This is a genomic window from Brevundimonas nasdae (genome assembly GCF_019395145.1).
Classification (GTDB): Bacteria; Pseudomonadota; Alphaproteobacteria; order Caulobacterales; family Caulobacteraceae; genus Brevundimonas; species Brevundimonas nasdae.
The window spans coordinates 1010828-1024123 of the sequence record NZ_CP080034.1; the positions used below are offsets into that span (position 1 = coordinate 1010828).

General features: G+C 63.8%; 11 protein-coding genes. 2 read left to right on the forward strand and 9 right to left on the reverse strand.

The genetic code is table 11. From position 1 onward, the window contains the following. Nucleotides 1-150 precede the first annotated feature (150 nt). From KWG56_RS04925 to KWG56_RS04950, 6 genes are all read right to left on the reverse strand, one after another. Nucleotides 151-1563: an FAD-binding oxidoreductase gene (locus KWG56_RS04925; RefSeq protein ID WP_219353937.1), complete on the reverse strand. Its 1413-nt coding sequence runs from the start codon at nucleotides 1561-1563 to the stop codon at nucleotides 151-153. Between the two features lie 49 nt (nucleotides 1564-1612). Then, nucleotides 1613-3697, reverse strand: a complete 2085-nt coding sequence (locus KWG56_RS04930) for a DNA topoisomerase IV subunit B (protein WP_219353938.1) — start codon at nucleotides 3695-3697, stop codon at nucleotides 1613-1615. Then, complete coding sequence (locus KWG56_RS04935) at nucleotides 3672-5015, reverse strand: O-antigen ligase family protein (protein WP_219353939.1); 1344 nt, start codon at nucleotides 5013-5015, stop codon at nucleotides 3672-3674. The genes KWG56_RS04930 and KWG56_RS04935 overlap by 26 nt, the downstream gene beginning before the upstream one ends. 23 nt (nucleotides 5016-5038) lie before the next feature. Beyond that, the gene (locus KWG56_RS04940) at nucleotides 5039-7474 is read right to left on the reverse strand and encodes an ATP-binding protein (protein WP_219353940.1); all 2436 of its coding nucleotides are present in this window, start codon (nucleotides 7472-7474) and stop codon (nucleotides 5039-5041) included. 347 nt (nucleotides 7475-7821) lie between these two features. Beyond that, nucleotides 7822-8454 (reverse strand): LysE family translocator, encoded by a 633-nt coding sequence (locus KWG56_RS04945; protein ID WP_219353941.1) that lies wholly within the window; start codon nucleotides 8452-8454, stop codon nucleotides 7822-7824. Between the two features lie 66 nt (nucleotides 8455-8520). Further along, nucleotides 8521-9351, reverse strand: a complete 831-nt coding sequence (locus KWG56_RS04950; protein ID WP_219353942.1) for an NAD(P)H-hydrate dehydratase — start codon at nucleotides 9349-9351, stop codon at nucleotides 8521-8523. Nucleotides 9352-9465: 114 nt separating this feature from the next. Between KWG56_RS04950 and KWG56_RS04955 the strand changes: the two genes are divergently transcribed. Together KWG56_RS04955 and glnA are read left to right on the forward strand one after the other, a co-directional pair. After that, entirely contained in the window at nucleotides 9466-9804 is a 339-nt protein-coding gene (locus KWG56_RS04955; protein WP_054765773.1) for a P-II family nitrogen regulator, read from the forward strand. 84 nt (nucleotides 9805-9888) lie between these two features. Continuing rightward, nucleotides 9889-11298: a type I glutamate--ammonia ligase gene (glnA, locus tag KWG56_RS04960; RefSeq protein ID WP_219353943.1), complete on the forward strand. Its 1410-nt coding sequence runs from the start codon at nucleotides 9889-9891 to the stop codon at nucleotides 11296-11298. 68 nt (nucleotides 11299-11366) lie between these two features. Here the strand turns inward: glnA and KWG56_RS04965 are convergent, their stop codons facing one another. The 3 genes from KWG56_RS04965 to tatB all read right to left on the reverse strand — a co-directional run bounded on the left by KWG56_RS04965 (nucleotide 11367) and on the right by tatB (nucleotide 13292). Beyond that, a complete protein-coding gene (locus KWG56_RS04965; RefSeq protein WP_219353944.1) occupies nucleotides 11367-11765 on the reverse strand; it encodes a hypothetical protein in 399 nt (132 codons plus the stop codon). A gap of 97 nt (nucleotides 11766-11862) precedes the next feature. Beyond that, on the reverse strand, nucleotides 11863-12750 hold the full coding sequence (gene tatC / locus KWG56_RS04970) for a twin-arginine translocase subunit TatC (RefSeq protein ID WP_236261099.1): 888 nt from the start codon (nucleotides 12748-12750) through the stop codon (nucleotides 11863-11865). After that, the gene (gene tatB, locus KWG56_RS04975) at nucleotides 12747-13292 is read right to left on the reverse strand and encodes a Sec-independent protein translocase protein TatB (protein ID WP_219353945.1); all 546 of its coding nucleotides are present in this window, start codon (nucleotides 13290-13292) and stop codon (nucleotides 12747-12749) included. The genes tatC and tatB overlap by 4 nt, the downstream gene beginning before the upstream one ends. Nucleotides 13293-13296: the final 4 nt, after the last annotated feature.

Consider the following 13296-nt stretch of genomic DNA (forward strand, 5'->3'; position numbering starts at 1 on the left):
AAGGCGAGGCGCCGGGCCTTCGCCCGGAGTTTGGTTTGAGAGTTACCGTTTCGACGAAGGTTTGACGCCCCGCGCGGGTGGTTGAATCCTCGCCACAAGGGCGAGGATGACGGCTTTGCGTCGTGTGCTAACGAAACGGCTGTACCGCGGCTAGAATAGTACAGCCGGGTTCATGATCCGCTTGGGATCAATGGCGTGGCGGATGGCGGCCATGGTCTCGATCTCGAGGGCGGACTTGTAGCGTTTGACCTCTTCGGTCTTGAGCCGTCCCAGACCGTGTTCCGCTGAGATGGAGCCATCGTAGCCGCCGACGACGTCGTGGACGACTTGTGAGCCCTGTTTCCAGCGGCCGATGAAGGCGGGAATGTCCTCGCCCACGCCGGGCAGGATGTCGTAGTGCAGATTGCCGTCGCCGACATGGCCGAAGACCGAGACGCGGGCGCCGGGGTGGAAGCGTTCGACGGCGGCGGTGGCCTCGTCGATGAATTCGGCGATGCGGCTGATGGGGACCGAGACATCGTGCTTCCAGCCGCCGCCTTCGGGTTTCAGAGCCGCAGAATGTTCTTCGCGCAGACGCCAGAAGGATGCGCGCTGGGCGTCGTTCTGGGCGATGGCGGCGTCGTTGATCAGGCCTTCCTCGAAAGCGACCTCCAGCAGGCGTTCAAGCTGGGCTTCGGCACCGCCCGGCGTGCCGGACGTGATCTCGATCAGAACGTACCAGTCGGGCGTCGAGTCCAGCGGTTCGCGGGTGTCGGGGATGTTCTTGAGCACCAACTCCATGCCCAGACGCTTCATCAGTTCAAAGGCCTCGACGCCGCCGCCCGTTTCGGCCTTGGCGCGGGCCAGAAGTTCGACCGAGGCGGCAGCGGTCTCAAGCCCGACGATGGCGACGGCGCGCGAACGCATGATCGGGAACAGCTTCAGGGTGGCGGCGGTGACGACGCCCAGGGTGCCCTCGGCGCCGATCAACAGCTGCTTGAGGTCGTAGCCGGTGTTGTCCTTGCGCAGCCGCTTCAGACCATTGAAGATTTCGCCATTGGGCATGACGGCCTCGATGCCCAGCACCAGATCGCGCATCATGCCGTAGCGCAGAACCTGGGTGCCGCCAGCGTTCGTCGAGATGACGCCGCCGATGGTGGCCGAACCTTCTGCAGCCAGGCTGAGCGGGAAATAACGGCCCGCCGCCGTCGCCGCCTGCTGCGCCTCCAGCAGGGTCAGACCGGCCTCGACCGTCATGGCGTCGTCCAGCGGGGTGACATCACGGACGGCGCGCATCTTGCGCGTCGACAGCAGGACCTCGCCAAAGGGAATCTGGCCGCCGACCAGGCCGGTGCCGCCGCCGTGGGGCGTGATGGCCACGCCTTCACGCGCGCAGATGGTCACGGCCCTGGCCGTTTCCTCGACCGAGCGCGGTGTCAGCAGGATCGGCGTATTGCCAGTCCACCGATTGCGCCATTCCGTCAGCGACGGGGCGATGACGTCGGCGTCCTGGGTCCAGCCGCCGGGACCCAGTGCGGCCTTCAATTCGTCGAGAACAGCGGAGGAGGGGGCGGTCGTGCTCATGGCCCCCTTTTGTCAGGCGTCGCCGTTCGTTGGAAGGGCCAGATGGGCCTCAGACGTCCAGTTCTTCTTTCACGAACTGCGCATTTTCCTGAATGAACTGGAAGCGCGCCTCGGCCCGCTTGCCCATCAGGCGTTCGACCAGATCCTCGACGCTGGATTCGGCGTCGGGGACGGTGATGCGCGCAAGGGTGCGCTTCTTGGGATCCATGGTGGTTTCCTTCAGCTGGGAAGCCATCATTTCGCCCAGGCCCTTGAAGCGGCCGATCTCGGTCTTCTTGCCCTTGAAGGTCGTGGCCAGCAGTTCGTCGCGGTGGGCGTCGTCGCGGGCATATTCGCTGAGCGGGCCAGCAGAGATCCGGTACAGCGGCGGCAGGGCCATGAAGACCCGGCCCTGACGAATCGTCTCGGGCATGACGCGGTAGAAGAAGGTTATCAGCAGCGCCGCGATGTGCGCCCCGTCCACGTCAGCGTCGGTCATGATGACGATCCGCTCGTAGCGCAGGTCGTCGATGTTGAAGCGGTTGCCGGGCTGGACGCCCAGGGCCAGGGCCAGGTCCGACAGCTCCACATTCTGGCGCAGCTTGTCGGCGGTGGCGGACGCGACGTTCAGGATCTTTCCGCGCAGGGGCAGGATGGCCTGGGTCGTACGGTCGCGCGCCTGTTTGGCGGAGCCGCCAGCCGAGTCGCCTTCGACAATGAACAGTTCAGTGCCCTCGGCGGCCTGACGGCTGCAGTCCGACAGCTTGCCCGGCAGGCGCAGTTTGCGGGTGGCGGCGGCGCGCTGGACTTCCTTGTCCTTGCGGCGGCGCAGGCGGTCCTCGGCGCGGTCGACCACGAAGCCCAGCAGGGCGTTCGCCTGTTTGGGGCTTTCGGTCAGCCAGTGGTCCAGCGGGTCGCGCAGAAGCTGTTCGACCAGACGGGCCCCTTCCGGCGAGGACAGGCGGTCCTTGGTCTGGCCCTGGAACTCGGGATTGCGGATGAAGACGCTGATCAGGGCGCCGGCGTTGGCGATGACGTCTTCCGCCGTGATGATGCCCGCGCGCTTTTCGTTGGTCAGTTCGCCGTAAGCCTTCAGCCCCTTGACCAGGGCGGCCCGGAACCCCGCCTCGTGCGTGCCGCCGTCGGGGGTCGAGACCGTATTACAATAGGACTGGATGAAGCCGTCGGACTCGCCAAAGCCGATGGGCGACCAGGTGACGGCCCATTCGAAGGCACCCGCCTCGCCCTGACGCTCTGCGCGGCCGGCGAAGGTGGGGGTGACGGTCTCAAGCGGGCCGATGCGGTCGGACAGGGCGTCGGCCAGACCCCCTGGGAAGTGCAGCAGGGCCTGGGCCGGTGTGGCGTCAGTGATCCGGTCGGGCGCACAGGTCCATTTGATCTCGACGCCGCGGAACAGGTAGGCCTTGGACCGGGCCATGCGGAACAGGCGCGCAGGCTTGAAAGCCGCGCCCATGCCGAAGATTTCATCGTCCGGCTTGAACCGGATCAGGGTGCCCTTTTTCTTGGAGGGGCCGACCTGCTGGATCGGCCCAAGGACGTGGCCGCGGCTGAACGACTGGCGCCATTCAAAGCCGTCGCGCCAGACCGTGACGTCCAGATGTTCCGACAGGGCGTTGACGACCGACACGCCTACGCCGTGCAAACCGCCAGAGGTTTCATAGGCTTTGCCCGAGAACTTGCCGCCTGAGTGGAGGACGGTCATGACCACCTCCAGCGCCGACTTGCCGGGATGTTTCGGGTGCGGATCAACCGGAATGCCGCGTCCGTCGTCGCGGACGGACAGATAGCCTTCGGCGTCCAGATCGACAGTGATCAGCTTGGCGTGGCGGGCAACGGCCTCGTCCATCGCGTTGTCGAGGACTTCGGCGAACAGGTGGTGCAGGGCGCGTTCGTCGGTGCCGCCGATATACATGCCGGGGCGTTTGCGGACGGGCTCCAGCCCTTCCAGCACTTCGATCGAAGACGCGGAATAGCCCGTGGCGTTCGCCGCATTTGTCGCGGCCTGCACGGACGCGGGCGTCGGTGTCGGGACAGCAGAGGGCGTCACCTGGGGCGCGGGCGCCGCAGCAGGCTTGGGAGGCTCGGGTTTGCGAGCTTCGGGTTCGTCGTCAAAAGCGAAGAGGTCGGCGGCCATTCACATAGTCTGAGGCGATTCGGGACCGGTTCTGGTAGGCCCGTGCCGCCGGTCGAGCAAGCGGCGCGCGCACCGGGATCGGATCATAGGTCATTGCGCGGGACATAATCGCCAGCATCAGGATCCAGGGCAGGTTGGCGTGGGTCAAAAGAACGCTCTCCGACAGGCTCAGCGCCGTGAAGACGGTCAGATAGGCGATGCTCCAATAGCCTTCGCGCGCGCCCATGCCGTTCAGGCGCACGATCACCAGAATGGCCGACACCAGCATGACTGCGCCGACGAAGATGGCGCCGGGCCAGCCCAACTGGACCAGAAGGTCGATCCAGCCGTTGTGCGCCGAGGGAACGGGCCACTGTGTCTCCAGCCGGATTTCGCGGGCCGGGATGGAATCCACGCCCCAGAAGGCGCTGAAGCCGTATCCGGTCATCGGCCGTTCGGCGACGCGGCGCATCAGGGCCTCCCAGATCAGGGTGCGCCCGGTCAGCGAGGGGTCCTTGCCCAGGGCCTGCAGGATGGCGGCGGAATCCGTGTTCCACAGCCAGGCCGCCAAGCTGGAGGTGACGACCGCAAACCAGACCGCAACGATGGTGATGGCCGCGCCGCCTTGTTTCAACAGCCACCAGAAGCCGATCATGCCGACGCCCAGCAGCCAGCAGAGCAGGGACGTCTTGGACTGGGTCGCCATGACCAGCAGGGTCGTCAGGCCGAACGCCATCAACGGAACCCAGGGCTTGCGTCCATTCCCGGCCAGATGATCAGCGGCCAGGACGGCGGCGGACGAGACCGCGCCGACCACCATGACCAGGCCCATCTGGTTCTTTTCGTACCATAGGCCGCGCCACAGACCGGCGTTGTCCATCTGGTGCACGCCGATGCGCGGGAAGGCGAAGACCATGATCAGGCTGCCGATCGCCATGACCAGACAGGTGTTCATCAACATGCGGGGCAGGGGGGCGCCTCTGAAGACGCACCCGACATAGACGGCGAAGGCGCTGTTGATCGCCATGGCGATGACCCGCCGACTGGTCACTTCAGGGTCGATCGACCAGTATTTGGACACATAGGCCAAGGCGATCAGGCCGAACAGGATCAGCCAGGCGGGCCAGGCGCGTATGATCTTCTCGAAGCGAAAGGCGATCAGGCCCGCTGTCACCGCATAGACCGGCAGCCAGACCATGCGCAGGATCGGGGTTTCCGCCTGATCCGGCGCCAGAACCGGCGCGATCAGGGCGCCGGTCATCATGAAGATGACAAAGCCAGCCGCCCACTGCTCCCACAGAGGCGGCGAATCATCAATCTGTTCAGGCGATGCGCGCACGTCCGAACATTGGCCGCGCCCGCTTAAGGAAGAGTGAGCGCAGGGGCAGGGCGCGCCTGCGCCGCCTGGGCGTCGGTGTTGCGCTGCATGGCGATATTGATGCCTTCCAGAAGCCGCTCCAGCACGACAGGCTTGGCAATGTGGCCGTTGGCGCCAGCATCCGTCCCCTGTTTCTGGGAGTCTGGATCGGCGTTGGCCGACAGCATGATGATGGTCGCCGGGCGCCTGGCCGTCTGATGCTCAAAGGCGCGGATGGCGCGGGTGGCGTCCAGCCCGCCCATGACCGGCATCTGCATGTCCATCAGGATCACGTCGAACTCGGTTTCCTGCACGGCGTCGAGAGCCTGCCGCCCGTCGTCGGCGTAGCGCAACTCCATCGTCTCATCGTCAAGCAGCAGGCCCAGAATGGTGCGGTTCGATGCGTGGTCGTCGACGACAAGAATCTTGAGCGATTGCATGGCTTCCAGTTCCGGTTCAGCGACAGGCTTGACGGAGTCGGCGGGGAGGGCGCGCGGCAGTTCGATCTCGAACCAGAAACGCGATCCTGCACCCGGAGTGCTGTCGCAATCCAATTCTCCGCCCATCAGTTCGACCAGTTGACGGCAGATCGACAGACCCAGGCCCGTACCACCGAAGCGGCGCGTGATCGTACCATCCGCCTGTTGGAAACGCTCGAAAATTTTCGACTTTTGTTCGGCGTCGAAACCGACGCCGGTGTCGGCGACAATGAAACGCACGCGGTCACCCGTGGTCGCCTGGGCGGACAGGCTAACCTGGCCCTCATCAGTGAATTTCAGCGCATTGCTGATCAGATTATTCAGCACCTGACTGAGGCGGACGTGATCGCCAATAGCCCAACGTGAGATGTCCGGATCAGCCTCGATCTCGATTACAACCCCCTTCGCCGCCGCCTTCTGTGACCACAGGGCCTGAATGTCTGTGATCGTCTCGCCCAGATTGAAGGGGAGGGGTTCTATTGCGATTTGACCAGCCTCCATCTTCGCGTTGTCGAGAATATCCGACAGAAGACGTTCCAGCGTAGTGCTCGACGAGCCTATGATTCGGACCATATGCGCCGCTTCATCGCTCAGGTCAGCCTTGCCCAGCGCATCGGCCATCGCGACCACGCCGTTCAACGGCGTGCGGATTTCATGGCTCATATTGGCGAAGAAAGCCGCCTGGGCTTCGTGGACCTGGCGCTCACGGCGATTGGCGGCGGACAGTTTCTTGGACAGCCGGACCTGTCTCCAGAACATGGCGGCGATGCCGACGCCGACGATGGCCAGGATGGCGACCAGCCAGCGCTGAGCGTTGATCACCTGAAGTCTGAGACGGTTCTGAGTGGTGGCGGCCTGAAGCTGTTCATCAATCCCGACCACGATCTGTTCGGTGGCGGAGGCGGCGGATTTCGTGGCTCTGGCGAAACGATCAAGATGATAGTCGCGCAGCGCCGGGACGCCCCGCGCATAGTCGCCTTCGGCGATCATCAGTTCGGCTTCGGACCGTCGCACGGCGGGCATGCGCGTCATCTGACCATTTTCGATAAGCCGGTGGATTTCGGCCACGTCGCGTTTAGCCAGCTCGACCTGACCGGTGCGCGCATAAGCCGTGGCGCGGATCGGCAGCATCGCAACGACCGTCGATCTGGGCGGATTCAGGTCCGACCCGAACGGCGCCAGGCATTTCAGGGCTGCCGGCCAATCCTCGCGCGCAACCGCAGCATAGCCGCACAATGTGCCAGCATAGGCGGCGGCCTCCGGCGTATTCGTCTTTTCCGCCAGCCGCCTATAGGTCTCGACCAACGCCAGAGCGTCGTCATGCCGCGAGAGAAAGCCCAAGGACTGGGCCAGATTATAGAGGCTGTCGTAGCCCGGATTGGGGTAGCCCGAATCCGCCATATAGGTTTCGGCCCGATCAATGGCGCGCAGATAGCCGGGCACGTCGTCGATCATCATGTGAGCGAGCGACACCGTGGTCCAGACTGAGGCGCCGACGCTGCCCACGCTGGCCTGATCCGCAGGGATCATCGGCGCCACGCGGGCCAGCAGGCGCAGGGCGTCGGCGATCCTCTGTTTGTCGATAAGCATGCGGGCCACAACGCTTTCGGCCGCAATCCTTGTCAGCCAGTCCGTCTGGATCGCTGTGAAGGCCTGCATTTCGTCCAAGCTTACAGCATCATCACGCAAGTAACGGATATGCATGGCGTTAACCATGGCGACGCCCCGATAACGCGCATCGTTCTGGCGTTCGGCGGAGCGGCGCATTATCGCGTTCCAGCGCTCTGCGGCGATGTAATCGTCCTGATTGATCAGAACCCAGATGACGTGTTGCAGGCGGCTGAGACCTTCATCGCCAGGGCGTCCAGCTGCGGCGCGGCCAAAGGCTTCGAGATCTTCGAACGATGTTTTCGAGGCTCGACGTTCAACCCGTTGAGCATGGGCGACGACGGGGCTGCTCACAGCGGTCTTCGACGTATCAGACGCCGCTAGGCTTTGGCTTGAGACAGCGGAGCAGCCGAAAACCAGAAACAGGAACGCTGGAAAGATCGCGAAACGAGCTGCCATAATCTTCTCCCGATTACGCAACTGTAGCTCGCAAACATAACTCAAAGCTTAGCTGGCTGTCTTGCGGCCCGCTCAAACCCACGTCGCTGGCTTGAGCTCACGCTGCAACGGAAATGAACTTGGTCGGCCTTCGCATAATGAATATTAGGCGAAGAACGCGTCGCGACGCAGTTGCTGACTGATCGGCCTTTGCGGCTTCTGCTTCATCAGTCTGGTTCAGACTGTCGCTCATGGCGTGAGCGTCAACTGGGTTTGATCTTCAACAGGGCCAGTCCGAAGGCGACGAAGATGCCGCCGGCGATGCGGTTGAAGATGCGGCGCAGTTTGGGAATGGCCAGGTAGCGCGACAACGAGTGGCCGCCGAAGGCGTAGGCCAGGTACCAGAAGGCTTCGACCAGGGCGAAGGTGATGACCAGAATGGCGAACTGCGGCGCCTTGGGCGCACCGGCATGAACGAACTGCGGCAGGAAGGCTGCGGCGAAGAGGATCAGTTTGGGGTTGCTGACGCCGATGGTGAAGCCGCCGCGAAACAGGCGCCCGACGGACTGGCGCGGGCTCAGGACGCCCTCGCCGCCGACATCGACGGGCGCGGCGTCGCTGCGCCACGCCTTGACGCCGAGATAGATCAGATAGGCCACGCCCAGGTAACGCAGCACCTCGAATACGCCCGGCAGCGCCAGCAACAGCGTGGTCAGACCCGCGGCCGAGGCCGTCAGCACCAGAACCAGCGCCGTCAGACAACCCGCCATGGCGAAGAAGCTGCGCTTCAGCCCCATCTCCACGCTGCGCGACAGGATGTGCAGCATGTTCGGCCCCGGCGTGCCGCACAGCAGGAAGACGGCGACCACAAACAGCCACCAGGTTTGGAAGGTCACGACGTCGGCCCCGCACGATCAACAGGCTGTCAGAATATCGCCGTCAGACCACGGGTTCCAGTCCGATCATTCGGCGGCGGACCACAGATCGCGCAGCACCGCAGGCAGTATTTCCGAGAGGTCTTCGGCGATCAGACCCGGACCGAAACGGTTGGCCGCGTCGGCGTGCATCCAGACGGCGGCGCAGGCGGCGTCGAAACTGTCCATGCGCTGGGCCAGAAGTCCGCCGATGACGCCCGCCAGCACGTCGCCGCTGCCTGCCGTCGCCAGCCACGGCGAGTCGTTGATGTTGATGCGGGCGCGGCCGTCAGGTGAAGCGATCACAGTCTGGGCGCCCTTGAGCACGACCACGGCCTGGGCGCGTCTGGCGGCGTCCTGAGCGGCCTCGACGCGGCCCTTGGCCAGATAGCCGGGAAACAGGCGTTCGAACTCGCCCTCATGCGGCGTCAGGATGTCGTCACGGTCCAGAATGGCGAACAGTTCGGCGGCCCGGCCTTTGAAGATCGTCAGACCATCGGCGTCGATGACCAGGGCCGCGCCGCTTTGGGCCAGCACATGGATGTTGCCGATGGTGGCGTCGTCCAGACCGGCGGCGGGGCCGATGATCATGGCGTCCATCCCCTCGACCTCTCGCGCCAGGGATTCTGCGCTGGCGAAGGGCGTCAGCATGACCGCCTGTATGGATGGAGCGATGACCGAAGCGGCGTCCGGCGGGCAGAAAATCCGCACTAGTCCAGCCCCTGCCCTCAATCCGGCGCGTGCGGCCAGCCGTGCGGCGCCTGTTTGGTTGGCGCGACCGGACACGACGCCTAATCGGCCCCGCGTATGCTTGTGCGTCTGGGCGTCCGGCCAGGGCAGAAAATTGCGCCATAACGCAGGGTCGTTGGTTTCAATCATCCGGGCTCCGATTATCCGTGACTTTTCTGCGAAAACCGCTTGCTTTCAGTCGCCTTGGTGTGTCCCATTCAAGCCCGAGCGCCGCTGCATTCCGTGCGCCGCTCAGGGGTCGCCATGAAGAAAATCGAAGCCATCATCAAGCCATTCAAGCTGGATGACGTCAAAGAGGCGCTCCAGGACGTGGGCGTGCAAGGCATGACTGTGCTGGAGGCCAAGGGATATGGCCGCCAGAAGGGTCATTCGGAGCTCTATCGGGGCGCCGAATACGTCATCGACTTCCTGCCCAAAATAAAGATCGAGGTCGTCGTCGCTGACGACCTCGCGCCTGCCGTTGTCGAGGCCATCCAGACCTCGGCGCGCACAGGCAAGATCGGCGACGGCAAGATCTTCGTGTCCGACGTGGCGGATGTGATCCGCATCCGCACCGGCGAGACCGGCGCTCAAGCCGTCTGAAACTGAACGACCCTCCCCGGCCCTCGGCCTTCGGGTCGGTGACCGGTTTCCTCCCCAACGACCAAAAAAATAGGACTTCCGAGAATGAGCGCCGCCGCCAAGATCCTCAAAGAGATCGAGGAAAAGGACGTCAAATACGTCGACGTTCGCTTCACCGACACCCAAGGCCGCCTGCAGCACGTCACCTTCGACATTGATCTGGTCGACGAGGACTTCCTGAACGAAGGCACCATGTTCGACGGTTCGTCGATCGCGGGCTGGAAGGCCATCAACGAGTCCGACATGCTGCTGAAGCCGGACCTGACCACGGCCTACATCGACCCGTTCTACCAGCAGACGACGATGTTCCTGTTCTGCGACGTGCTGAACCCGGACACTAACGAGCCGTACAACCGCGACAGCCGCTCGATGGCCAAGAAGGCCCTGGCCTATGTGCAGTCGTCGGGCGTGGGCGACATCGTCTATTTCGGCCCGGAAGCCGAGTTCTTCGTGTTCGACGACGTGCGCTGGTCGACCCAGGCGCACAACACCTCGTACTCGTATGATTCGACCGAACTGCCCGCCAACACCAACGCCGAATACACCGAAGGCAATATGGGCCACCGCCCGCAGACGAAGGGCGGCTATTTCCCCGTCAATCCGGTCGACAGCGGCCAGGACCTGCGCGGCGAAATGCTGGGCGTGATGCGCGACATGGGCCTGGAGCCCGAGAAGCACCACCACGAAGTGGCGCCGGCCCAGCACGAACTGGGTCTGAAGTTCTCGGACCTGCTGACCATGGCTGACCGCCTGCAGCTCTATAAGTACATCATCCACAATGTGGCCGCCGCCTACGGCAAGTCGGCGACCTTCATGGCCAAGCCCATGTTCGGCGACAACGGCTCGGGCATGCACGTCCACATGTCGATCTGGAAGGACGGCAAGCCCCAGTTCGCCGGCGACAAGTACGCCGGCCTGAGCCAGGAATGCCTGTGGTACATCGGCGGCATCATCAAGCACGCCAAGGCCATCAACGCCTTCTCGAACTCCACCACCAACAGCTACAAGCGCCTGGTGCCCGGCTATGAAGCTCCGGTGAAGCTGGCCTATTCGGCCCGCAACCGCTCGGCCTCGATCCGCATCCCGCACGTCTCGTCGCCCAAGGCCAAGCGTCTGGAAGCCCGCTTCCCCGACCCGATGGGCAACCCCTATCTGACCTTCGTGGCCCTGCTGATGGCCGGTCTGGACGGGATCGAAAACCGCATCGATCCGGGCGCACCCGCCGACAAGAACCTCTACGACCTGCCGCCGGAAGAGCGCGGCTCGATCCCCGAGGTCTGCGGCTCGCTGAAGGAAGCTCTGGAAAGCCTCGACGCCGACCGCGCCTTCCTCAAGAAGGGCGGCGTGATGGATGACGACTTCATCGACGCCTACATCGAGCTGAAGCAACACGAAGTCGCCCGCCTGCAACTGCACCCGCACCCGGTCGAATTCGACATGTACTACAGCTGCTGATCGTCAGATCACGCTGAAAAACAGAGGCGCTGACGGTCTCCCGTCAGCGCCTTTTCTTTGAGCCGGTTCTACTGGCCCGGGCGAATGGTCAGGGTGGGTTTGTCGCCGTAGGAATCTGTGATGGTCCAGCTTTGGCCGATGGTGTGACCGTCCGTAGTGTTGGCTTCGCACCGGACATTCCGTCCAGGCGGCTCGTCCAGCGGGGCCTTTACGATCCAGCAGACATAGCGACTGTCTGCCACGTAGTCGCCGTGGCCTTGCACCCCGCCCGGAAAGACGGCGGTAAAGGTCCCGTCAGGCTTGAAGGCAAAGGTCACTGTCGGGCCGCCATCCGGATAGACAGCGGTCAGGGTGTTGCCGATTGCGAGTTGAACCAGTGTGGGGCCGGCTGTCGGCGTCGTCTGCGCGATGGCGCTGGCTGGAAGCGCGAGCGCTAGACCACCCCCAATGATGGCGAAGATATTCATGTCATCCCTCCAGTGCGAACGTCGTTGTCCGAGCTGGGGAAGGTCTCATGCGATCAGGCGGGCGGATATCACCTACATTGGGGATGGCCTAACGCGCTCAGGCCAGTTCCGCTTCCAGGTCGTCGGCCTTCTTGCGGCGCAGTTCGATCAAACGGACGCACCAGATGGAGACCTCGTAGAGCAGCACCATCGGCACGGCGAGCATCAACTGGCTGATGGGGTCCGGCGGGGTGACGACGGCGGCGACCACGACCACGGCAACGATGGCGTAGCGGCGGCCCGTGGCCATCAGCTTGGAATTGATCAGCCCGGCCATGCCCAGCAGGGTCATGACGACCGGCAGCTGGAAACACAGGCCGAAGGCCAGCAGCAGCGCCGTGACCAGGTTCAGATAGTCCGACACCTTGGGCAGCAGATTGGCCTGCACCCCATCGCCGATGATCTGCTGGCTCAGCGAGAACCACATCACGAACGGCAGCATGACGAAATAGACCAGGGCCGCGCCCAGCAGGAACAGCAGGGGCGCAGCGACCAGGAACGGCAGGAAGGCGCCGCGCTCATTGCGGTACAGACCCGGCGCGACGAAGCGATAGAGCTGCCAGGCCAGGACCGGGAAGGCCACGAAGACAGCGCCGAAACCAGCCAGCTTCATCTTGGTGAACAGGATCTCCAGCGGCGCCGTGTAGATCAGATTGACCGTATGGCCATCGACATGAGGCAGGGGCTTCAGCCCCGCCGTGCCCAGGATCAGGTCCAGCGGCGAGACATGGCCGTGCGGCCCGACGGACGAATAGAAGGCCTGAGCCGCGGCGAACGGCTTGACCAGGAACAGATAGATCGGTTCAGAAAAGGCGAAACAGCCGATGAAGCCGACCGCAAAGGCGATCACGCAGATCAGCAGCCGCTTACGCAGCTCAATCAGGTGGTCCATCAAGGGCGCACGCGACGCCTCGATCTCGGCCTCGTCACGGTCTGGGGTGGTCAAAGGTCGACGGCCTTCTTGCGGACTGTCTTGGGCTTGGCGGCCGCAGTCTTGGAAGCAGTTTTGGGTTTGGCTTTAGCGGCGGTCGCCGTCTTCGGCTTGGCAACGGTCTTGGGCGCGGCCTTCTTGGGCGCAGCCTTGGCCTTAGGCGCAGTGATGACGGTTTCTTGCACCGGCGTCTTGTCCGGCCACTCATCCGGCGCAGGCTGCATGGCCGGAAGCTCCGGCTCTGGCGAAGGCAAGGACGGTGTCACCAGTCCTGCGTTGATTTCCTTGAAAGCGGCTTCCGCCTCGGCCCCGAGGGGATACATCCCCTGCCCGCTGCGCAGCGCTTCGACTTCCTTGCGCAGGTCGTCCAGTTCGGACTGGCGCGCCATTTCGTCGAAACTGGTGCGGAACTCGTTGGCCATGGCGCGCGCTTTCGCAACCATCTGACCAACGCGACGCATCAGAATAGGCAGATCCTTGGGCCCCACCACAAGCAGGGCCACAATGCCGATCACCACTAATTCGAAACCCCCCACTCCGGGGGCGAGCCCGCCCATGCGT

Excerpts from the sequence above, each read along its gene's own strand:
- tatB (WP_219353945.1), bottom strand. The coding sequence starts at position 13,292 with ATGGGCGGGCTCGCCCCCGGAGTGGGGGGTTTCGAATTAGTGGTGATC.
- KWG56_RS04950 (WP_219353942.1), bottom strand. The coding sequence starts at position 9,351 with ATGATTGAAACCAACGACCCTGCGTTATGGCGCAATTTTCTGCCCTGG.
- KWG56_RS04930 (WP_219353938.1), bottom strand. The coding sequence starts at position 3,697 with ATGGCCGCCGACCTCTTCGCTTTTGACGACGAACCCGAAGCTCGCAAA.
- KWG56_RS04925 (WP_219353937.1), bottom strand. The coding sequence starts at position 1,563 with ATGAGCACGACCGCCCCCTCCTCCGCTGTTCTCGACGAATTGAAGGCC.
- KWG56_RS04955 (WP_054765773.1), top strand. The coding sequence starts at position 9,466 with ATGAAGAAAATCGAAGCCATCATCAAGCCATTCAAGCTGGATGACGTC.
- KWG56_RS04965 (WP_219353944.1), bottom strand. The coding sequence starts at position 11,765 with ATGAATATCTTCGCCATCATTGGGGGTGGTCTAGCGCTCGCGCTTCCA.
- glnA (WP_219353943.1), top strand. The coding sequence starts at position 9,889 with ATGAGCGCCGCCGCCAAGATCCTCAAAGAGATCGAGGAAAAGGACGTC.